Raw genomic sequence first — 22,196 nt, forward strand, 5'->3', positions numbered from 1 at the left:
ACTTATGTCAATCAGAATGCACAAATGTCCTTGACTTTTCCTTGCGCGAACGGCGATAGTCCTCGCGACACGAAGTCGTCTCTGTTCCGTCCGAGGAGGACATAGTGCGGGCATGCCGAAAGTCACGATCGCTCTCCGAGCCGCAGGCGGCACCGCTTGCGTTCGAGGAGCCGTTCGACTGCATCAGGAACATGGCCAGTGTGCTTCACGTTTATGAATCATCCGTGACGGATGCGTCTGTTGTTCACTGAATGCAGGCGGTCTGTCCCTAGATCACCTTTGCCGGGCTGAACGCGCCGGCCCGCAGCCCAAGTTCAAACAAGGATTATTGACCATGACATCCAAGCTTGACCAACTTCGCGAGATCACCACCGTCGTCGCCGATACCGGTGACATCGAAGCCGTCGCGCGCCTGAAGCCGGTCGATTGCACGACGAACCCGAGCATCGTGCTGAAGGCGCTCGGCACGCCGATGTTTGCCGACGCCATCAAGGAAGCCGTCGTCTGGGGCAAGAAGCAGGGCGGCAATCCGGAATCCGTTTCCTCGGCTGTCGCCGATCGCCTCGCCATCTCCGTCGGCGCCGCGCTGGTGAAGCTCGTCCCAGGCCGCGTCTCGACCGAGGTCGACGCCGATCTCTCCTTCGATACCGAGGCTTCGCTTGCCAAGGCACGTTCGATCATCGCCGCCTACAAGGACCGCGGCATCGATCGGGACCGCATCCTCATCAAGCTCGCTTCCACCTGGGAAGGCATCCGCGCCGCGGAAGTGCTGCAGAAGGAAGGCATCGACTGCAATCTGACGCTTCTGTTCAGCAAGGCCCAGGCGATTGCTTGCGCCGACGCCAAGGTGTTCCTGATCTCGCCCTTCGTCGGCCGCATCCTCGACTGGTACAAGAAGTCGACCGGTAAGGACTACACTGCCGAGGAAGATCCGGGCGTCATCTCCGTCCGCGAGATCTACAATTACTACAAGGCGAACGATATCAAGACGATCGTCATGGGCGCCTCCTTCCGCAACGCCGGCGAAATTGAAGCCCTTGCCGGCTGCGACCGGCTGACCATCAGCCCGGCGCTGCTCGACGAACTTTCCAAGGATAGCGGCAAACTGGAGCGGAAGCTCTCGCCGGAAAGCCGCAAGCCCGATGCAAAGGTCTCCGTCGACGAAAAGACCTTCCGCTGGATGATGAACGAAGATGCGATGGCGACGGAAAAGCTCGCGGAAGGCATCCGCGCCTTCGCCAAGGACCTGTCGACGCTGCGCACCATGGTGCAGAAGGAACTGCAGCTCGCTGCCGCCTGATAGAGCACGCCAACAATCGAAGGCGCGGATGCCGGCTGGCAACCGCGCCTTTTTCATGCTCTTATCAATGACATATGCTGTCGGAGACCGATATGGCGGATGAGGAACCGGCAAGTTCGCTTGTGGCACTTGCACTTGCCCGCAAGCACGCAAGCTTCATCATTGCCGCTGTTGCCGGACTGGTGGTCTTCCTGTTTCTGACCTCGCGGGAGGTCAGCGCCGGCAATATCCTGTTCGGCTGGAATGTCAGCGCCATTGTTTTTGTCGCGCTCAGCTGGCGCAAGATGCTGCGGGCGACGGTCGAAACGATCCGGAAACGCTCCGCCGATCTCGATTTTTCCGATACCGTTTTGCTGGCCCTTTCGATCGGTGCTGCGCTTGCGAGCATTGCCGGCATCGGCACCGAGCTTCATTCGATCAAGGAGGCACCACCTGACGTCGCGCTGACGCGGGCGGGTGCCGCGGTGCTGACGATCCTGATTTCCTGGATTTTTCTGCATACGCTTTTCACCATCCACTATGCCCATTACTTTTATGGCGGGGCGGACGAAGGAAGCGGCCTCAAATTTCCCGACGGAATCGAAGAGCCCGGCTATTGGGACTTCCTCTATTTCTCCTTCACCATCGGCGTTGCCGCGCAGACCGCGGATGTCGCGGTCAGTTCGACCAGCATGCGCAAGCTAACACTGCTGCATGCCGTGCTGTCGTTCCTGTTCAACACGACGATCCTGGCGCTGGCGATTAATGTCGGCGCAAGCCTGCTATAATGCGCCGTAGCCGGCGACCGGGAGGTCTAGCCGATGGCATCCAGGAGACGACGGATATCAACGCAGGGGCCACACCGGTCCACCTGCTCTGCAAAGCGGAGGGTATGATGAAAAGCATCGCAAGCCGGTTTCGACCAGCCGACCTCGTGCTGCTTCTGGGCAGGCTGCTGCTGGCGCTGATTTTTCTGCACGAAGGCTCGTCTCTTGCGGCAGATCTCGCGACGACCATCGACACCTTCGCGAAATTAGGGCTGTCGGCGCCGGTAGCCTTCGCCACCATTGCTCTTCAAATCGGCGCCGGCATTTCCGTCGCGGCGGGGTTCCTCGGTCGGCTGGGTGCCACGGCGCTGGCGCTCTTCTGCCTTGCGACCGCCTTTCTCTTTCATACGAACTTTGCCAGCCAAAATGAACTCTTGCATTTCGAGAAGGACTTGGCGATTGCCGGCGGCATGTTCGTCCTCGCCGCTTCCGGAGCGGGTGCGATATCGGTGGACAATCTGCTGAAAAGCCGGGCTAGCAGCCTTCATCCCTGGCTGAGGGCGATAATGTAGCCAATTGGTTCGAAGCTTTTGCGCGCCATAAACACTCCGCGGCTTTCCCGAGCCGCGGAATTGCTTCGGCTAGTGCGGCGCTCGCTTACAAGACCGCCTGGCCGGCCATCAGCGCCAGAACCAGGAAGATCAGGAAGATCACCAGCGCGATACCGAAGAGCACGCGGGCGATGGTCGCGGTGGCGGCGGAAACGCCGGAGAAGCCGAAGAAGCCGGCGATGATCGAAATAACGAAGAATATCAGAGCCCATTTCAGCATGACACATCATCCTTTGCGTTTGTCTGAAAAGACGCGGCAACCGGGAAATTGTTCCACGTCGCGCGAAATTGGACGGCGTTATCTGCTGTCGGCGTTCTAAATCCTGCCGGTTTAACGGTCAGCCATGATTGATCATCACGTGACGCACGGCGGTATAATCTTCCAGCGCATAGACCGACATGTCCTTGCCGTAGCCCGACTGTTTGAGGCCGCCATGCGGCATCTCGTTGACCAGCATGAAATGGGTGTTGATCCAGGTGCAGCCATATTGCAGGCGGGCGGCGGTCTTCATGCCGCGGCCGATATCCCTGGTCCAGACCGAGGAGGCGAGGCCGTAATCGCTGTCGTTCGCCCAGGCGATGGCGTCATCTACTTCAGAGAAGCGGGTGACCGAGACGACCGGGCCGAAGACCTCACGGCGGACGATCTCGTCGTCCTGCAGGGCACCTGATATGACGGTCGGGGTGAAGAAGAAGCCCTTGTCGCCGGAGACCTTGCCGCCGGTGGTGATTTCCATGTGCTTGTGCTCGGAAGCGCGGGCGACGAAGCTTTCGACGCGGTCACGTTGGCGCCTGGAGATCAGCGGACCGATCTCGTTTTCGGTATCGTCGGCCTGGTTGAAGCGGATGCTGGCGACGGCCGAAGAGAGATCGGCAACGAAATTGTCGTAGACCTTGGCGTCGGCATAGATGCGGCAGGCCGCGGTGCAGTCCTGACCGGCATTGTAATAGCCGAAGGTGCGGATGCCGGCGACGACGGCATCGATATCGGCGTCGTCGAAGACGATGACCGGAGCCTTGCCGCCGAGTTCCAGATGAGTGCGCTTGACGGTCTTGGCGGCGGCCTGCAGCACCTTCTTGCCGGTGGCGACATCGCCTGTTATCGAGACCATGTTGACCTTGGCGTGGTTGATCAGCGCATTGCCGACGCTTTCGCCGCGGCCGAGGATGACGTTGACGACGCCTTCGGGAAGGATGTCGGAGAGCAGTTTCGCCATCTTCAGCGCCGTCAGCGGCGTCTGCTCCGAAGGCTTGAAGACGACGGTATTGCCGCCGGCGATTGCCGGCGCCAATTTCCAGGCCATCATCATCAACGGATAGTTCCACGGCGCGATCGAGCCGACGATGCCGATTGGATCACGGCGGATCATCGAGGTGTGGCCGGGCAGGTATTCGCCGGCGGCCGGTCCGTGCAGGTTGCGCACTGCCCCCGCGAAGAAGCGGTAACAATCGACGATCGCCGGGATTTCATCGTTCAGCACTGAATTGATCGGCTTGCCGCAGTTCAGCGCTTCCAGCGCGGCGAAAGCGGCGGCATCCTTCTCGATAGCGTCGGCGATCCTCAGCAGGTAACTCGAGCGTTCGGCGGGTGTCGTCTGCGACCAGCTCTTGAAGGCTTTTTCGGCGGCATCGACAGCGGCGTCGACCTGAGATAGCGAGGCTTCGGGAAGGTCGGTGACCGTCTCGCCGGTCTTCGGGTTCAGGATGTGCTCTTCCGTCTCCGTGCCTTTTTCGAAGCGGGAACCGATCAGCATTTGCGTATCCATGATGTTCTCCCTGTTATTTGCCGGCGCCGGCGATCTGGTCGCCATCGCGGGTGAGGTAATAGGCTGCCAGGATCGGCAGGAAGGTGACGAGCACCACGACCATGGCGACCACATTGGTGACGGGGCGCTGGCGCGGGCGGATAAGCTCTTCGAGCATCCAGATCGGCAGGGTCGATTGCTGGCCGCCGGTGAAGGTGGTGACGATGACCTCGTCGAAGGAAAGGGCAAAAGCGAGCATGCCGCCGGCAAGCAGGGCGGTGCCGATATTGGGCAGGATGACATGACGGAAGGTCTGGAAGCCGTCGGCGCCGAGATCCATCGAGGCCTCGATCAGCGAGCCGGAGGTGCGGCGGAAGCGTGCGACCGCATTGTTGTAAACGACCACCACGCAGAAGGTGGCGTGGCCGAGCACGATGGTCCAGACCGAGAACGGGATGTCGAAGAGACTGAAGGCGGAGCGCAGCGCAATGCCGGTGATGATGCCGGGAAGTGCGATCGGCAGGATGACCAGCAGCGAAATCGCCTCGCGGCCGAAGAATTTCGTCTGGCTGACGGCGGCCGCGCAGAGCGTGCCGAGAACCAGCGCGATCGCGGTGGCGATGACGGCGACCTGCACGGAGAGGCCGAGCGCCGACCAGACATCAGGCCGGTTCCAGGCAACGGTGAACCATTGCAGTGTCAGGCCGGGCGGCGGCCATTGATAGCTCTTCTCCTCCGTTGTGAAGGCATAGACGAAGATCAGCAGGATCGGCAGGTGCAGGAAGAACAGCCCGCCTGCGGCGGCAATCTTCAGGGGCAGCGGCGATGTCTTGAGGTCAGAGCGCATCGAAGGCCCCCAGTCTTTTGGCGAGCGACAGATAAAGCGCCATGATGACGATCGGCACGACCGAGAAGGCGGCCGCCAGCGGCACATTGCCGGCGGTTCCCTGCTGCGCATAGACCGCCTGGCCGATGAAGAGCCTGGAAGAGCCGATGATCTGCGGGATGATGTAATCGCCGAGTGTCAGCGAAAAAGTGAAAATCGAACCGGCGACGATGCCCGGGAGCGCCAGGGGCAGCAGCACGGTGCGGAAGGTCTGGCGCGGGGTGGCGCCGAGATCCGCCGAGGCCTCGATGAGGTTGCCGGGCACACGCTCGAGGGCCGCCTGCGTCGGCAGGATCATGTAGGGCAGCCAGATGTAGACGAAGACGATGAAGGTGCCGAGGTAGCTGACTGAAAGCGAATTGCCGCCGACGACGGGCAGGTTCAGGACGCCCTGGAGAAGCCAGGAGAGATGGAGCTGTTCGAAAATCCAGGTCAGGATGCCTTCCTTGGCGAGGATCAGCTTCCAGGCGTAGATCTTGACGAGATAGCTTGACCAGAGTGGCAGCATGACGCCGAGATAGAACAGCACTTTCCATTTGCCCTGCGCATAACGCGCCGCGTAGTAGGCGATCGGGAAGGCGATCAATGCAGAAGCGATGGTGACGAGCGCGGCCATGACGACAGTGCGGATGATGATGTCGAAATTCGTCGGGCTCAGAAGCTGGGCGTAGGTCGCAAGGGTGAATTCGTAGTTCACCAGTCCGGAAAAATCGTCGATCGAGAAGAAACTCTGCAGAAGCAGGGCGACCAGCGAGCCGATATAGATGATGCCGAGCCAGAGCAGGGGCGGTGTCAGCATCAGAAAGAGTAAGAGCTTCGGGTGCCGCCAGAAGGCATCCGACAGCCGGCCGAAGACGCCGCTGCGTCCCGGAAGGATCGATGTCTTGCCGTCGGAGATGATGAGTGCCGTCATGCCGCATCGTCCATGTAGTGGATATCGGCGGGCTGCCAGGCAAGGCGGACGCCGGCGCCGACATCCGGCACGGGCGCGCCTGCCGGCAGCGTGACATGCAGCCGGCTGCCCCTGAGGTCAACGCTGAGACGGGTCGCGGCGCCGAGGAAGCTCGCATGCTCGACCTTCGCCTCGATGCCGTCGCTTGTCAGCCGGATCGCTTCGGGGCGCAGGCTCGCCCAGCGTTTCTCGCCGCCGAGCGCGGCCATCAGATCAGGCGCGATCACATTGGACGAGCCGACAAAGTCGGCGACGAAGCGGGTCTTCGGGCAGCGATAGATATCCTGCGGCGTGCCGTGCTGGACGATATTGCCATTGTTGAAGACCGCGACGCGATCGGCCATCGACAGCGCTTCGCCCTGATCATGGGTGACGAAGACAAAGGTGATGCCGAGCGCGCGCTGCAGGCTCTTCAACTCCTCCTGCATCTGCTCACGCAGCTTCAGGTCCAGCGCACCGAGCGGCTCGTCGAGCAGCAGCACTTTCGGCTTATTGACGAGGGCGCGGGCGAGCGCCACGCGCTGCCGCTGGCCGCCGGAGAGCTGGCTGGGGCGGCGGCCGCCATAACCCGGCAGTTTGACGAGCTCGAGGGCATCGCCCGCCGCCTTCATCCGCTCCGCCCTGCCGACGCCCTTGACCATCAGCCCATAAGCGACGTTGTCGAGAATGTTCAGATGCGGGAAGAGTGCATAATCCTGGAATACGGTGTTGACGTTGCGGCGGTATGGCGGAACGCCGTCGGCCGTGTCGCCGAAGATCTGGATGTGGCCTGATGTCGGCTGTTCGAAACCGGCTATCAATCTGAGGCATGTCGTCTTGCCGGAACCGGACGGCCCGAGCATGGCGAAGAACTCGCCCGGCGCGATCTCGAGATCGACTCCGTCGACGGCGCGCACCTGGCCGAAATGGCGCGATACCTGCTGGAAACGGACGGCTGACGTCATTGGAGCGCTCCGGTCTTGCAATGTTTTGAGAGGGCTTCGGTTTTGGTTGATGAAGACCCCGCCCCAACCCCTCCCCACAAAGGGGAGGGGTTTAACCTGCCGCGCTCCAGGATACACATTACTGCAGGATGCGGCCTGGTTAGGCGCTGCCTCTTAAGCCCCTCCCCCTTGTAGGGAGGGGTTGGGGAGGGGATTTTACCCTCCAGGGCGAGTCGGCTCACCGCCCGCCGATCACGCCGATGTAATCCGATACCCAGCGATGATAGGGCACACATTCGCTTTGAGTGGCGCATTTGGCGACCGGGGTTTTCCAGAACTTGATCTTGTCGAAGTGATCGAAGCCGTTGGTGGCGCAGCCGGTATCGCCCATCAGCTCGTTGCCCTTGCAGGCGGTGGGAACCGAGGGAACGGCGCCGAACCAGGCGGCGGCATCGCCCTGGACCTTGGCCTGCAGCGAATGTTCCATCCACATATAGGCGCAGTTCGGGTGTTCGCTGTCGGCGTGCAGCATTGTCGTGTCGGCCCAGCCGGTGACGCCTTCATCCGGGAAGGTGGAGGCGATCTTCTGCTTGTCGGCCTGCAGCAGGTTCACCTGGAAGGGCCAGGAGCCGGAGGCAACGACGCCTTCGTTCTTGAAGTCGTCGATCTGGATCATCGCGTCGTGCCAGTAGCGCGAGACGAGCTTGCGCTGGCCGCGCAACAGATCGAGGGCCGCCTTGTACTGGTCTTCGGTGAGTTCGTACGGGTCTTTGATGCCGAGATCCGGCTTGTGGGCCATCAGATACATGGCCGCATCGGCGATATAGATCGCGCCGTCATAGGCCTGGACGCGGCCCTTGTTTGACTTGCCGTCCGGCAGGGTCTGCTCCTCGAAGACGACGCCCCAACTGGTCGGCGCCTTGTCCTTGAAGGCATCGGTATTGTACATCAGCACGTTCGGTCCCCAGAGATAGGGCACGCCGTAATGCACGCCGCCGACCGTGTACCACGGGCCGTCCTGCAGGCGCTTGTCGACATTTTTGAAACTCGGAATCAGATCGGTATTGATCGGCTGGACGCGCTTGCCGGCGATGAGGCGGAGCGATGCGTCGCCGGATGCGGTGACGAGATCGAAACCGCCCTCGTTCATCAGCGACACCATTTCATCGGACGTGGCGGCAGTCTTGACGGAAACCTTGCAGCCGGTCTCCTTTTCGAAGCCGGTGACCCAGTCGTAGTTCTTGTCGGTTTCACCGCGTTCGATGTAGCCGGCCCAGGCGACGATGCTGACTGCACCCTCGCCCTTGCCGAGCGCCTTCAGCGGTTCGGCGGCGCCCCCCTGTGTCGCGAAGCTCAGGCAGGCGATCGCTGCCGTGCAAGATTTCAAGAGATTCGTCATCATCCGTCTCCCGGTTTGGTGCCACTTCTGTGGCAATTTGTTCCCGGCTGAAAAGGTGACGCGAAAAGCCCGGTTTCGCAAATTCATTTATCAGAAAGGCGATATCGGAAATTCCGATATCAGCGAAGCCGGCCGGACCGCATGGTTTCGGCAATGCCGACGAAATCGCGCGCCGCCTGCGGCAGGCTGGAGCCCTTGCGCCAGACCATGCCCACCTGGACGACCGGCAGCGACCCGGAGACATCGCGGCTCTCGATGCGGTCGCCTTCGAGTGACCACGGCCGGTAGACGAGATCGGGAAGCAGCGCCACGCCGGCGCCCGTGGCCACCAGGCTGCGCACCGCTTCCACCGAACGGGTGCGGAAGGCGACATGCGGGCGGGCACCGAGTGCGGAGAGCAGTTTGCCGGTGTTCTCCTCGATCTCGTCGACCGTCAGCATGATCAGCGGTTCGCGGGCGATATCGGCGACGGAGATGATATCGGCCGACACCAGCGGGTGACCCATCGGCAGCCAGAGGCGATAGGGCGAGGTTTCGAGGATTTCCGCCTGCAGCGCCATGCGGTCGCGCAGATTGGATATCACCATCACCGCCACATCGAGTTCGCCGCCGACCAGGAGATGTTCGAGGTAGCCGCCATTGTCCTCGATGGCACTGACCTCGATGCCCGGACAGGCGCGCCGGTATCGCGCCAGCAGATCGGAGAGAACGTAGCCGGCGACAAGCGAGGTGACGCCGATGTTCAAGGTGCCGGAGAGAGCACTCTGCTGGCCCGCGAAGCTGGTTCGCGCATCGGAGACGGAGGCGAGAATCTTGGTCGCGTGACGGAGGAACTGATGTCCGTTGTGGGTGATCGTCAGGCCGCGCGGGTGGCGCTCGAAGAGTTCGACGCCAAGATCGGTTTCCAGCTCTTTCAGCGCTTCCGTCACCGAGGATTGCGAGATCGACAGGTTCTGTGCGGCGCGTGTCACCGAACCTTGTTCGGCGACGGCCACGAAATATTGGATCTGGCGGAGCGTGAAGGCCATGGGCGTATAGAGCATGGCGGGATGCGCCGTGGCAAGCGGTTGAAAAAGGCGGACCTTTTTTGGACTTTTTCAAAATGGGGCGGGCTTGGCTTGTTCACTTAAACTTTCGGAAACGTCATTTCCCTAGCATTCTCGGCACCTGTCCTGCGTTGGAGTTTGAGATGGCGGAGCAGTTGGCGTGAAGGCCTTACTGCGCATGTTCCGGCCTTCCCGGAAATTGGCAATGATCATCGGCGGAGTCGCGCTTCTGGCGGGCGTTTCCGGCGGTGCGGCCGTCTATGTCGGCAAGGACAGACTGATGGGTGTGGCCGGTGGCGGCTACGGGCTCGAATGCAGCGACGTCAACCTGGTGACGATCCGGAAGCAGGATCACGTCTGGGTGCGCAAATACATCAAGACCGAACCGACCGACGGGATGACACGCGTCAAGACTGCGCTTCGGGTCGCCCAGGCCGTTTATGCCGCGCAGAAGCCGGATCTGGTGCAGGTGGTGGTGCTCGACGAGAACGGTCCGACCCTCCGCTCCGACATTCGCGGCCGGGCGATCGGCGCCGACGTCGTCTATATCCCGCATCCCGACAAGGCCGTTCCCGGCCTCGACGACAAGCCCTATACGGCGCGCTACTATGACGGCAAGGCCAGCGAAAACGGACTGTTCTTCGGCGAGCGGATAGAGTTGCCTCTCGACGAAATCGCCACGATCAGCAGCGCATTCAAGGATCCTGAGGATTGCGTCGACCCGGTCGCCGTGGGCTCGACGAAGAACGGCGAAAAGGGCAAGGAAACGAAGGCTGCGGGCGGCGCGCACGGCGCAGCGCCGGCGGCCGAAAGCGAAACCGCGCCCGCTCATGAACCTGCCCCAGCCAAAGAAGGCGTGAGTGCCGATGTGGTAGCGGAGGCTCCGGCCGAAGAGCCACCGGCGGAAGGCGCCGAGACCCGCTGAATTGCCGGCATGAAAAAAGCGGAGCGCCGGCCGGCACTCCGCTTCGTTTTTCTCACGTTCTGTCTGTCAGTCTGCCTTGTTGCGGCGGGCCGGGAAGAGAATGACATCGCGGATCGACGGAGCGTTGGTCAGAAGCATGATCAGGCGGTCGACGCCGATGCCGAGGCCACCGGCCGGCGGCATGCCCTGGTCAATCGCGTCGAGGAATTCGTCGTCCAGCTGCTTTTCCTTTTCGCCGCGGGCATGCGCCTGTTCCAACTGCTCGACCATGCGGCGCCGCTGTTCCTCGGGATCGTTGAGTTCCGAGAAAGCGTTGCCGAGTTCCCAGGCGTTGCAATAGGTCTCGAAGCGCTCGACCAAACGCGGTTCGCCCGGCACTTCCTTGGCGAAGGGCGAGATGTCCTTCGGGAAATGTGTGACGTGCGACGGCTGGATCAGGGTGGATTCAACTTTTTCTTCGAAGATGAAGGCAAGGCACTCGCCCCAGGTCCAATCCTTCTCCACCGCGAAGCCGGCGGCCTTGGCGGCGGTGCGCGCTTCCTCATCGGTCTTGATGGCGAGGAAATCGATGCCGGTGGCTTCCTTGACGGCATCGGGCATCGGCACGCGCTTGAACGGCCCCTTGAAGGACAACCGCTTGTCGCCGAAGTCGAATTCCGTCGTGCCGTGAATGGAGAGAGCCAGGGTCTCGAACAGCCGCTCGACGAGGTCCATCATGTCCTCGTAATCCGCATAGGCCCAGTAACACTCCATCATCGTAAATTCGGGATTGTGCCGGGTGGAGACGCCTTCGTTGCGGAAGTTGCGGTTGATTTCAAAGACTTTGTCGGTGAGGCCGGAGACCAGCGTGCGCTTCAGGAACAGTTCCGGCGCGATGCGCAGATACATGTCGAGCTTCAGCGTGTTGTGATGCGTCTTGAACGGCTCGGCGGTGGCGCCGCCATAGATCGATTGCAGCATCGGCGTCTCGACTTCCATGAAGCCGTCATTTTCCATGAAGCGGCGGATGCCGGAGACGATCTTCGAGCGCTGCTGGAAGCGCAGCTTCGAATCCTCGTTGGTCATGATATCGAGATGGCGCTTGCGGTAGCGCAGCTCGATGTCGGAGAGGCCGTGCCACTTCTCGGGCATCGGCAGCAGCGACTTGGTCAACATCTCGATCTTCTGGGCGTTGATCGTCAGTTCGCCGCGCTTGGTGCGGCGCACGATGCCGGTGACGCCGATGATGTCGCCAATGTCGATCATCGGCAGCAGGGCGCGGGCTTCCTCGCCTGTTACATCCTTATGCGAAAAGATCTGGATCTTGCCGGAGGCGTCATGGATATCCATGAACATGCCCGAGTTGCGCGAGGAATAGACCCGGCCAGCGACGGTGACGATGTCCTGCGTCTCGACATCGGGTTCCAGACCCTCGTATTTCGTCGCAAGCTCGGTATTGGTCAGGCTCCGGTGAAAATGCGCCGGATAGACATCGCCGATCTGCTCGCGCAGCAGCTTCAGCTTCTGGGCGCGCACCTCGGTCGCGTCGGAGGAAAGGGTGTTTTCGGTCTTGTTGTCAGCCACTGTCGAAATCCTCTGACTATGCTTACTTAGAGCCGACGAGGGCGGCGACCGCCTGGGCCGCGAGCTTCAGGCGCTGGCGCACAACGGAGCGGCCGAGGAGCGCCATGGAATCGAAGAGCGGCAGCGAACGCGACGAGCCGGAGACGGCGACGAAGAGCGGTGCCACCACGACCTTCAGCTTCTTGCCCATGCGGTCGGCTATGGCGCGCAGCTCCGCCTCGATCGTCTCGACATTCCATTCCAGGATTTTTTCGAGATCCGGCTGGACGGTGTTGAGGATCTCCAGGATCTCTTCCGGCGGCGATTTGATCTTGGCGAAGTCGGACGGCTGCAGGCCGAGATCGGACTTCAGCAGGAAGCTGGCGAGATCGGGTAGCTCGCCGAGCTTGGAGATGCGCGTCTGAGACAGGCGTAGTCCCGCCATCAGGCGGTCGTTTTCCATCGCCCAAGTCAGTACGCGCGCCCGGAATTCCTCTTCGGAGAGCTTTTCACGGATCCAGCGGCCGTTCAGCCAATCGAGCTTCTGGACATCGAAGATCGCGCCTGCCTTGGAGAGATTATCCGGATCGAACTTTTCGGACAGTTCTTCCATCGTCAGAAGCTCTTCGCCCTCGGCGATCTGCATGAAGAACAGGCCGAGGAAATTCATCAGCGCTTCGGGGATATAACCGAGCGCGGAATAGTAGGAGATCGAGGTCGGGTTCTTGCGCTTCGACAGCTTCGATTTGTCGGCGTTGCGCATCAGCGACAGATGCATGAAGACCGGCTGCTCCCAGCCGAAATAGCGATAGAGCAGGATGTGCTTGGGCACCGAAGCCAGCCATTCCTCGCCGCGCGCCACATGGGTGATCTTCATCAGATGGTCGTCGATGACATTGGCCATGTGATAGGTCGGCATGCCGTCGGCCTTGATCAGCACCTGCATGTCGACGGAATCCCACGGGATGGAGACATCGCCATAGACGCCGTCAGTGAAGTCGCAGGAGCCTTCGGCAGGGATCTTCATGCGGATGACGGTCGTCTCGCCGGCTGCCACGCGCGAGGTGACTTCCTCGGCCGTCAGATTGAGGCAGAGGCCGTCGTATTTCGGCGGCTTGCCGGCGGCGCGCTGCGTCTCGCGCATCTGTTCGAGGCGGGCTGGCGTGCAGAAACAGCGGAAGGCATGGCCATTGTCCAGCAGTTCCTCAGCATAGGGCTGATACATCGGCTTGCGGTCGGACTGGCGATAGGGGCCGTAGGGGCCGCCGATATCGGGGCCTTCCTTCCATTCCAGCCCGCACCATTTCAGCGCATCCAGGACCTTCGTCTCGAATTCCGGCGTCGAGCGCGTCGCATCGGTATCCTCGATGCGCAGAATGAACTCGCCACCGTGCTTCTTGGCGAAGAGGTAGTTGAAGAGAGCGATGTAAGCGGTGCCGACATGCGGCTCGCCGGTCGGCGAGGGAGCGATGCGGACGCGGACGCCGGAAGCTGTCCCGGAATTTGTCATTGTATGTGCCCGTCAATGGATGCCGGACTGCTTTCACGGGAAAGCGAGGTTCGGCCGGAAGGATGCAGATATCTTCATCGGCAAACCGGCCGAAAAAGGGCATTCGCCCGCACCATTCGCCGATCGTCCGTTCGGCTGGCCTTAGGCCATATTCAACCGGGCGCGTCAAGAAAAACCGCGTCCGCAACGGCTTGCCGGCGCTTGAGAGGGTGCGCCGGTTGCGGCGCGCCCTCCCGCATCAGCCTCAATGCGCTGCTTCGCGTTTCCGCTTGCGGGCGTTGCGCGCGAACATGTTCAGCACCTCGACCAGCGCCGAGAAGGCCATGGCGGCGTAGACGTAGCCCTTCGGCACGTGGAAGCCCATGCCTTCGGCGATCAGCGTCGTGCCGATCATCAGCAGGAAGGCGAGCGCCAGCATGACGATCGTCGGATTTCGCTCGATGAAGTTGGCGAGCGGGGTCGCGGCAACGAGCATGACGGTCACCGCGGCGACGACGGCGATCACCATGATCGGCAGATGCGGCGTCATGCCGACGGCGGTGATGATGCTGTCGACGGAGAAGACCAGGTCAAGCAGCAGGATCTGGCCGATGGCCGATGCAAAGCCCGTCGTGACGGACTTCGCGATGAAATCCTCCTGATGATCCACTGGGTCGACCGTGTGGTGAATTTCCTTGGTGGCTTTCCAGACGAGGAATAGGCCGCCGGCGATCAGGATCAGGTCCTTCCAGGAGAAGCCGTGTCCGAAGGCCGTAAACAGCGGTTCGGTCAGCTGCACGATCCAGGCGACGGTGCCGAGTAGCGCCAGGCGCATGACGAGGGCAAGGCCGATGCCGATCCGGCGGGCTTTCTCGCGATGCTCGGGCGGCAGTTTGTTGGTGAGAATGGAAATGAAGATCAGGTTGTCGATGCCGAGAACGACCTCCATCACCACCAGTGTGATGAGCGCCACCCAGGCGGCCGGGTCCTGAATGAGCGTCATGATTTCCTGCATCAGCCTATACCCTCTTTGCGTCACATGATGAAACGACGCGCGCAATGTAATGGCGCCTGCCTGCCAGACAAGCGCCACAAGCCGGTATACGAAACTGATATGACTTTTATTCCCTAGAACAGGATGATTTAAGGCCGGGTCGGCCTTAAATTTGAATCCCATTCTAAATGAAGAGTTGGAGCATGACGTCGTCCGAAAACCGCTTACACGTTTCGGCATCATGCTCTAATCGGCAGCCAGATTTCGGTGACGCCCATGCCGGTATAGGGATCGAAGCGCTCGTCGTAGCGTTCGAACATGTCAGGGGTCTCGCCATGTTCCAGGCCTGACGTTGGCCACCATGTGCCGAAAATCCGGTGCATGGTCAGGGAAATGCCGGAGACATGGCCGCGATGGGTGAAGACGGCGTAGCGCTGTCCCGGAAGCTTGAGCGTCGTAAAATCCGCGGGCAAGTCGCCGGCGTCGGAAATCTCGGCTGCGGCCATGTAGCGGAATTTCTCCTCCTCGCCGATATGCCTGCAGATGCCATAGGCGACATTGCCTTTCTGGCCGGGAATATGCCCGAAATGGCTATTGAACTTCTGCCAAAGCGAGGGGATGGCGGCATTGTCGCCATAAGGGTAGGTCTCCTGCAGGCCGGCAAAGAGCATTGGTTGAAGAGTCTCGAAACGGGGTGGTTCGAGATCGTTGAGGTGGTCGGTATCCATTCGGATCGGCTCCAGTAAAACAAGGTTGCGGGCGTGTCCCTGTCTGCGCACGGCATCCGGCGTCATGCCGAACTGGTCGCGGAAGGCACGTGTGAAAGCTTCGTGCGAGCCGTAGCCCGCGCAAAGGGCAACCTCGAGAATGGTGGATGAGCCGCTTACCAATGCGGGCACGGCGCGACTGAGGCGCCGCCCTCTCATATAGCTGCTGATCGAGTGGCCGGTCACGAGCCCGAAGACGCGCGACAGATGGTAGCGCGACAATCCGGCTGCTTCCGATATCTCTTCCAGCGATATATCGCTTTCGAAATGGCTCTCTATGAACCAGATCGCCCGTGCGATGGCGTTCATCTTCATTTCCCTGGTTGCGGCTTCTTCTTTAGAGAAAAGCCGGCAGCCGGGTTTGATCGTTTTTGCGGAGTTTTGGCCGAAGGAGAGCGGCGGTCAAGGATGCGGGTTAGGCAGTCTCGTGCCGGCGCACGCCGTAGGCTGCCATGAAGACCTTGATCGCACCGCGGATGACGCGGTCGATTTCCTCGCGAGTCGGCGGTTCTTCCATGCTGCCGAACAGGCGGAGCTTGAAGAAGCTGCCGCTGGCAAGATCGAGAAACTGGCCGGCGGCAAGATCGATGTCGTCGATCTCGAGCCGGCCTTCGGCGATATGCTGTTCCAAAAAGTCGCGCATGATGGTGCGCAGGTTTACTGGGCCTTTGAAGAAGCGTTGACAGAGCACCGGCATGCGGTCGCGAACGCCGAGAACGGTGCGCATCGCGCTGATGACCTTTTCATCGGTCATGTGGGTGACGAAGCTTATCCCGAATTCGTACAGGCCGGATTCCGGGTCGTCATGCTCGGCAAGCGCTGTGCGCACGGCCGCCATGAAAGCGGCGCGCTCGTTCTCGATCATCGCCGAAAACAGCTCTTCCTTGTTGGTGAAATAGACGTAGAGCGTCCCCTTGGAGACTCCGGCTTCGCGCGTCACGTCGTTCATGCTGGCAGCGTCGAAACCCATCTTCATGAAGACGCGCTTGGCGCCGGCGAGGATTTGCTGGCGTTTTGCCGGATCTTCGCCAGCGGCAAATCGGCCTCCTCCAACGGGTGGGCTGAAGACGGCGGCATGGTCGGGCTTTAGCGTCATATCTCCTTAACCGTGTTCACGGTTTCGTACTTTCTTTAAAGAAATCGAACCGATTGGTTCTATACATCTTGATATGACGATAAAACAGGTTTATGTCAACTGAACCGAACCGTTCAGTTCGATTATTACTCCAAGATCGGTAAAGTGGCCATGTCGAGCAACCAGAAGAGCAACGTCGCGCGTATCGTCAGCGAAAACGCCGAAGCCGAAGAGGCAAAGGTCACGGTCATTGCCGAGGCGCCGACGGCGGAAGCCCTGGAAAAGCCGGCTGCTCCTGCACAATCTGCGCCGGCCCAGGCCCCGGTTGCTCCTCCTGCGGCGAAGAAGCGCCGCAGCCCGGTGCTGCCGATCGTCGTGCTTGCCCTGCTTGCGGGCGGCGGCTGGTATGGATACGAATGGTGGATGAACGGCCGGTTCATGGTGTCGACCGACGACGCCTATGTCGAAGGCGATATCGCGACCATCTCACCGAAGGTGACCGGCTATGTCGCGAAGGTGAATGTTGTCGCCAACCAGGAAGTCAAGGCAGGCGACGTTCTCGCCACCCTTGATAACGGCGACTACCAGAATGCCCTCGATCAGGCGAATGCCCAGATCGCGACCGAGCAGCTTTCGCTAAGCCGTATTGATGCGCAGATTGAAGGCGCCAAGGCGAGCCTCGTGCAGGCCCAGGCTCAGAAGACTGCCCTCGAAGCCACGGTTCGGGGCGCGGAAATCAAGCAGAAACGCCAGAGCGATCTGCAGGCAAAGTCGGTCGGCACCACCGCGGATCTCGATGATGCCAATACCGCACTCGATCAGGCCAAGGCCAATCTTGCCGGCGGCGACGCCAATATCGTGGCGGCGCAAGCCAATATCGCCATCCTCGAAGCCCAGCGCAGGGAAGCGGAAGGTTCCGTCCGCACGCTGGAAATCCAGCGCGACAAGGCCGCCCGCGACCTCTCCTTCACCGTGCTCAAGGCGCCATATGACGGCATCGTCGGCAACCGATCTGTCCAGGAAGGCGATCTGGTATCGCCCGGCCAGCGCCTGATGGCGCTCGTTCCGGTGCGCCAACTTTATATCGACGCCAATTTCAAGGAAACGCAGATTCAGCATCTCGTGCCGGGCTCGAAGGTCAACGTCCATGTCGATGCCTATGACGACCATCCGATCGTCGGCACCGTCGAATCGATCTCGCCGGCTTCCGGTTCGGTCTTTTCGCTGCTGCCGCCGGAAAATGCCACGGGCAACTTCACCAAGGTGATCCAGCGCGTGCCGGTGCGCATTGCGCTGCCGCAGGATGCGCTCGACACCGGGCGTCTGCGCGCGGGCCTCAGCGTCGTCGTCGACGTCGATACCCGCACGGCACCGAACAAGTAAACCTTCGGAGCGATTCCAGCAAAAGGAAAGGCGGAGGTGGTCCGATGGCCGGGAGCGCGACAGCAACAGCGGGAACGATGCCGGCGACGCCTGCCCACGCCGCGGATCGCATGGATCCGAGGAAGCTCATCGCCTTCTTCGCGATGGTGCTCGGCATGTTCATGTCGATTCTCGACATTCAGATCGTCTCTGCTTCGCTTGCCGAAATCCAGGCCGGCCTGTCGGCCGGTTCCGACGAAATCGGCTGGGTGCAGACGGCCTATCTGATCGCTGAAGTGATCATGATCCCGCTTTCGGGAACACTGGCGCGCATCATCTCGACGCGCTACCTCTTCGCGATCTCGGCCGCCGGCTTCACCATGGCGAGTGCGCTAGCGGCTACGGCGACGAATATCGACCAGATGATCGTCTACCGCGCCATCCAGGGTTTCATCGGCGGCGGCATGATCCCATCGGTCTTCGCGGCCGCCTTCACCATCTTCCCGCCGTCGAAGCGCAGCATCGTCTCGCCGATCATCGGCCTGATCGCCACGCTTGCGCCGACCATCGGCCCGACCGTCGGCGGCTATCTCAGCCACGCCTTCTCCTGGCACTGGCTGTTCCTCGTCAATATCGTTCCGGGCATCATCGTCACGCTGGTTACCTGGAACTTCATCGACTTCGACAAGCCGGAACTGTCGCTCTTCAAGAAGTTCGACTGGTGGGGGCTGATCTCGATGGGCGTCTTCCTCGGCGCGCTGGAATATGTACTCGAAGAGGGCAACTCAAACGATTGGTTCAACGACAATTCCATCGCGCTGGCTGCCGTCGCCTCCGGCGCCGCGGCCATCGTCTTCTTCTATCGCGCCTTCACGGTGGAGTTTCCCGTTGTCGACCTGAAGGCCTTTGCGAACCGGAATTTCTCCTTCGGCTCGGTCTTTTCCTTCGTCATGGGGATCGGGCTCTACGGCCTTACCTATATCTACCCAGTCTATCTCGGGCGTATCCGCGGCTATGATTCGCTGATGATCGGCGAGACGATGTTCGTCTCCGGGCTTGCGATGTTCTTCACCGCGCCGATCGCCGGGCGGCTGTCGACCAAGATGGACCTGCGCCTGATGATGGTGATCGGTTTTATCAGCTTCGCCGCCGGCACATACATCATGATCCACCTGACGGCGGATTGGGATTTCTACGAACTCTTCATTCCGCAGATCCTGCGTGGCTTCGGCCTGATGATGTGCATGGTGCCGATCAACAACATCGCGCTTGGCACGATGCCGCCGTCGCGCATCCGCGGCGCGTCCGGTCTGTTCAACCTGACCAGAAACCTCGGCGGCGCCGTCGGCCTCGCGGTCATCAACACCGTGCTCACCAGCCGGCAGGATGTGCACTACGAGCGGCTGCGGGAGAATGTGGACTGGGGCAATCCGGCGGCGATAGACCAGATGAACAACATGGCCGCCAATTTCAACAGCTACGGCATGGACGGCGCCTCTGTCGCCATCAAACAGATGGTCGGCCTCGCCACCAAGCAGGCGGTTATCCTCTCGTTCAGCGATGTCTTCTTGATCCTGACCGCGCTGTTCGTTGCGATGATCCTCGGTGTCGCGATGATCAAGAAACCCGCGCCGCAAGGCGGCGGAGGAGGTGGCGGCGGCCACTGACCTCCGGCCCCGTCCCTCGAAAAGGCCCTCTCCGGAGGGCCTTTTTGTTGTGGTTTCCCAGCCTCTGTGTCATCAGATGGGTGATCGCTCATCGAATCGGCGTCAGCGGACCAATGGCGGAAAAATAATGCCGCAATCGCCCCGCTGGTTTTTTTGATTTACGTACATCAGATTTGGCGCTAATGGTCTCGTCAGGAGGAATGATGAGGCCAACTGTTCACGATATCGCCGCTGCGGCGGGCGTTAGTCTCGCGACTGTCGACCGGGTTCTCAATCAGCGCCCTGGTGTGCGTCATGTCACGCGGGAGAAGGTCGAGACCGCAATCCGCGAGCTCGGCTATGTCAGGGACGTCGCCGCCGCCAATCTCGCCAAGGGTCGCACCTATCCGCTGGTCTTCATCCTGCCGGCCAGCGACAATTCCTTCATGCACGGGCTCAATGCCGAAATCCGGCAGGCGATCCTCCGCTCGCCGGCCGAACGCACCGATATTCGCACCATCGAGGTGCCTGCCTTCGATTCGGCCGCTCTCGTCGCCGTGCTCGAAGGGCTTTCCAGGGAAAAGCCTTGCGGCATCGCAATGGTTGCGACCGATGCGCCCGACGTGCGTGCCGTCGTCGACAGGCTGGTGCATGCGGGCTTTCCCATCGTCACGCTGGTGTCCGATCTTACCGGATCGCTGCGCCATCACTACGCCGGCGTCGACAATATCGCGGCAGGCCGCACGGCGGCCCGTCTGCTCGGCCGGTTCCTCGGGCCGCGAAAGGGCAAGATCGCCGTCCTCGCCGGCTCCATGCTGGTGCGCGACCATCGCGAGCGGCTGGAAGGGTTTACCTCGGTCATGACAGAGGAGTTTCCCGATCTTGCGATCCTTCCGGTTCTGGAAGGTCGCGACGATCCGGAGCTCGCCCATATGCTCGTCGCAGAGGCACTCGGGAATGCCGACATTATCGGCATCTATAGTCTCGGCGCCGGCAATCGCGGCCTTATCCGGGCGCTGAAGGAGAAGGCCGTCGATCGGACGCTGACAGTCATTGCCCACGAACTGACCGCCCACACGCGGGCGGCGCTCATCGACAACACGATCGATGCGATTCTCAATCAGAATGCCGGTCATGAGGTGCGCAGCGCCATCCGGGTGCTGAAGGCCAAGGCGGACGGGCTCGCCGTCATCGAAGCGCAGGAACGCATCCGCCTCGACATATTCCTGAAGGACAATCTGCCGTAACGGCAAAGGGAGAATGCCACATGTATCTCGGTCTCGATCTCGGTACCTCCGGCGTCAAGGCGATGCTGATCGACGACGACCAGAAGATCGTCGGTTCGGCCAACGGTGCGCTCGACGTCTCGCGCCCGCATTCCGGGTGGTCGGAACAGGAACCGGCTCACTGGGTGCGCGCGACCGAGGAGGCCGTCGCCGGGCTCAAGGCAAAACATTCAAAGGAGTTCGCTGCAGTCAAGGGCATCGGCCTTTCCGGCCAGATGCACGGCGCCACGCTGATCGATGCGAGCGACAAGGTATTGCGGCCCTGCATTCTTTGGAACGATACACGCAGCCACGTCGAAGCCGCCGCACTCGACGCCGACCCCCGTTTCCGGGCGCTGACCGGCAATATCGTGTTTCCCGGCTTTACGGCGCCCAAGCTCGCCTGGGTCAGGAAGCATGAGCCTGAGATTTTCGCGAAGGTTGCCAAGGTACTGCTGCCGAAGGATTATCTGCGTCTCTGGCTGACCGGCGAATATATTTCCGAAATGTCGGATTCCGCAGGCACCTCCTGGCTCGATACCGGCAAGCGCGGATGGTCGTCGGAACTGCTTGCCGCCACCGGCCTTTCGAGAGAGCAGATGCCTGCGCTTGTCGAAGGGACCGATCAGGCCGGCAGACTGCGATCCGACCTCGCGGCCCAGTGGGGCATATCAGGCTCGGTCGTCGTTGCCGGCGGCGCGGGCGATAATGCAGCCTCGGCCTGCGGCATGGGCACGGTCAGCGATGGCGCAGCCTTCGTCTCGCTCGGCACCTCGGGCGTGCTTTTTGCCGCCAACGGCTCCTATCTGCCGAAGCCGGAAAGCGCCGTACATGCCTTCTGCCATGCGCTGCCCAACACCTGGCATCAGATGGGCGTCATCCTCTCGGCCACCGATGCGCTCAACTGGCATTCCGGTGTGACCGGCAAATCGGCCGCCGATCTCACAGGCGAACTCGGCGAGACGCTGAAGGCGCCGACCGGCATCACCTTCCTGCCCTATCTCTCAGGCGAGCGTACGCCGCACAATGACGCTGTCATCCGCGGCGCCTTCATCGGCCTCGGACATGAGAGCAGCCGCGCGGTGCTAACCCAGGCCGTGCTCGAAGGTGTGGCTTTCGCCATCCGCGACAACCTCGAAGCGTTGCGTTCGGCCGGCACCGGCATCGCGCGCGTGACCGCAATCGGCGGCGGTTCGCGCTCGCACTATTGGCTGGCGTCGATCGCCACCGCGCTCGGCGTTCCGGTCGACCTGCCGGCTGACGGCGATTTCGGCGCGGCCTTCGGCGCTGCCCGTCTCGGTCTGATCGCGGCGACGGGTGCCGCTCCGATCGCCGTCTGCACGCCGCCGATGACAGCAGGCACGATCGAACCGGTCGCGGCGCTGAAGGACGCTTACGAGGACGCTTACAAGCGCTATCGGGCGCTCTATCCGGCGATCAAGTCGCTGGCGCGTTGAGAACTGGAGCCGGCGGCCCCCTCATCCGCCTGCCGGCACCCTCTCCCCCAGGGGAGAAGAGACTCG

The 22,196-nt window shown here is 61.4% G+C and carries 20 protein-coding genes; 8 read left to right on the forward strand and 12 right to left on the reverse strand.

Annotated elements, in window-relative coordinates:
• The first annotated feature begins 334 nt into the window (after positions 1–334).
• From tal to B5E41_RS22815, 3 genes are all read left to right on the forward strand, one after another.
• A complete protein-coding gene (gene tal, locus B5E41_RS22805) occupies positions 335–1,300 on the forward strand; it encodes a transaldolase (RefSeq protein WP_088396166.1) in 966 nt (321 codons plus the stop codon).
• A gap of 92 nt (positions 1,301–1,392) precedes the next feature.
• Positions 1,393–2,067 (forward strand): DUF1345 domain-containing protein, encoded by a 675-nt coding sequence (locus tag B5E41_RS22810; protein ID WP_088396167.1) that lies wholly within the window; start codon positions 1,393–1,395, stop codon positions 2,065–2,067.
• 107 nt (positions 2,068–2,174) lie between these two features.
• Positions 2,175–2,618, forward strand: coding sequence for a DoxX family protein (locus B5E41_RS22815; RefSeq protein ID WP_088396168.1), 444 nt, complete (start codon positions 2,175–2,177; stop codon positions 2,616–2,618).
• 85 nt (positions 2,619–2,703) lie between these two features.
• Here the strand turns inward: B5E41_RS22815 and B5E41_RS22820 are convergent, their stop codons facing one another.
• From B5E41_RS22820 to B5E41_RS22850, 7 genes are all read right to left on the reverse strand, one after another.
• Positions 2,704–2,877 (reverse strand): DUF1328 domain-containing protein, encoded by a 174-nt coding sequence (locus B5E41_RS22820; protein ID WP_004678026.1) that lies wholly within the window; start codon positions 2,875–2,877, stop codon positions 2,704–2,706.
• Positions 2,878–2,995: 118 nt separating this feature from the next.
• A complete protein-coding gene (locus B5E41_RS22825; protein ID WP_088396169.1) occupies positions 2,996–4,423 on the reverse strand; it encodes a gamma-aminobutyraldehyde dehydrogenase in 1,428 nt (475 codons plus the stop codon).
• Positions 4,424–4,436: 13 nt separating this feature from the next.
• Positions 4,437–5,249 carry an ABC transporter permease gene (locus tag B5E41_RS22830; protein WP_088396170.1) on the reverse strand — a complete coding sequence of 271 codons (813 nt, stop codon included), beginning with the start codon at positions 5,247–5,249 and terminating at the stop codon, positions 4,437–4,439.
• Positions 5,239–6,201, reverse strand: coding sequence for an ABC transporter permease (locus tag B5E41_RS22835; protein ID WP_088396171.1), 963 nt, complete (start codon positions 6,199–6,201; stop codon positions 5,239–5,241). The genes B5E41_RS22830 and B5E41_RS22835 overlap by 11 nt, the downstream gene beginning before the upstream one ends.
• A complete protein-coding gene (locus B5E41_RS22840; RefSeq protein WP_088396172.1) occupies positions 6,198–7,184 on the reverse strand; it encodes an ABC transporter ATP-binding protein in 987 nt (328 codons plus the stop codon). The genes B5E41_RS22835 and B5E41_RS22840 overlap by 4 nt, the downstream gene beginning before the upstream one ends.
• A gap of 217 nt (positions 7,185–7,401) precedes the next feature.
• A complete protein-coding gene (locus tag B5E41_RS22845; RefSeq protein WP_088396173.1) occupies positions 7,402–8,562 on the reverse strand; it encodes an ABC transporter substrate-binding protein in 1,161 nt (386 codons plus the stop codon).
• A gap of 119 nt (positions 8,563–8,681) precedes the next feature.
• Positions 8,682–9,590 (reverse strand): LysR family transcriptional regulator, encoded by a 909-nt coding sequence (locus B5E41_RS22850; RefSeq protein ID WP_088396246.1) that lies wholly within the window; start codon positions 9,588–9,590, stop codon positions 8,682–8,684.
• Positions 9,591–9,768: 178 nt separating this feature from the next.
• Between B5E41_RS22850 and B5E41_RS22855 the strand changes: the two genes are divergently transcribed.
• Positions 9,769–10,533 carry a hypothetical protein gene (locus B5E41_RS22855; RefSeq protein ID WP_088396174.1) on the forward strand — a complete coding sequence of 255 codons (765 nt, stop codon included), beginning with the start codon at positions 9,769–9,771 and terminating at the stop codon, positions 10,531–10,533.
• Between the two features lie 66 nt (positions 10,534–10,599).
• Here B5E41_RS22855 and lysS read toward each other — a convergent pair whose 3' ends face one another.
• From lysS to B5E41_RS22880, 5 genes are all read right to left on the reverse strand, one after another.
• Positions 10,600–12,096 (reverse strand): lysine--tRNA ligase, encoded by a 1,497-nt coding sequence (gene lysS, locus B5E41_RS22860; RefSeq protein ID WP_088396175.1) that lies wholly within the window; start codon positions 12,094–12,096, stop codon positions 10,600–10,602.
• 22 nt (positions 12,097–12,118) lie between these two features.
• The gene (gene gltX / locus B5E41_RS22865; protein ID WP_088396176.1) at positions 12,119–13,585 is read right to left on the reverse strand and encodes a glutamate--tRNA ligase; all 1,467 of its coding nucleotides are present in this window, start codon (positions 13,583–13,585) and stop codon (positions 12,119–12,121) included.
• Between the two features lie 244 nt (positions 13,586–13,829).
• A complete protein-coding gene (locus B5E41_RS22870; protein ID WP_088396177.1) occupies positions 13,830–14,579 on the reverse strand; it encodes a TerC family protein in 750 nt (249 codons plus the stop codon).
• A 218-nt stretch (positions 14,580–14,797) separates the two neighbouring features.
• Complete coding sequence (locus B5E41_RS22875; RefSeq protein ID WP_088396178.1) at positions 14,798–15,634, reverse strand: AraC family transcriptional regulator; 837 nt, start codon at positions 15,632–15,634, stop codon at positions 14,798–14,800.
• A 106-nt stretch (positions 15,635–15,740) separates the two neighbouring features.
• Complete coding sequence (locus tag B5E41_RS22880) at positions 15,741–16,421, reverse strand: TetR/AcrR family transcriptional regulator (protein ID WP_088396179.1); 681 nt, start codon at positions 16,419–16,421, stop codon at positions 15,741–15,743.
• Positions 16,422–16,571: 150 nt separating this feature from the next.
• On the opposite strand from B5E41_RS22880, the gene B5E41_RS22885 reads away from it, so the two are divergent.
• From B5E41_RS22885 to xylB, 4 genes are all read left to right on the forward strand, one after another.
• A complete protein-coding gene (locus B5E41_RS22885; RefSeq protein WP_088396180.1) occupies positions 16,572–17,783 on the forward strand; it encodes an HlyD family secretion protein in 1,212 nt (403 codons plus the stop codon).
• A gap of 44 nt (positions 17,784–17,827) precedes the next feature.
• Positions 17,828–19,429: a DHA2 family efflux MFS transporter permease subunit gene (locus B5E41_RS22890; RefSeq protein ID WP_088396181.1), complete on the forward strand. Its 1,602-nt coding sequence runs from the start codon at positions 17,828–17,830 to the stop codon at positions 19,427–19,429.
• Between the two features lie 203 nt (positions 19,430–19,632).
• Complete coding sequence (locus B5E41_RS22895; protein ID WP_088396182.1) at positions 19,633–20,655, forward strand: LacI family DNA-binding transcriptional regulator; 1,023 nt, start codon at positions 19,633–19,635, stop codon at positions 20,653–20,655.
• 20 nt (positions 20,656–20,675) lie between these two features.
• Entirely contained in the window at positions 20,676–22,130 is a 1,455-nt protein-coding gene (gene xylB, locus B5E41_RS22900; protein ID WP_088396183.1) for a xylulokinase, read from the forward strand.
• Positions 22,131–22,196: the final 66 nt, after the last annotated feature.

Source organism: Rhizobium esperanzae (assembly GCF_002204185.1).
Lineage (GTDB): Bacteria > Pseudomonadota > Alphaproteobacteria > Rhizobiales > Rhizobiaceae > Rhizobium > Rhizobium esperanzae.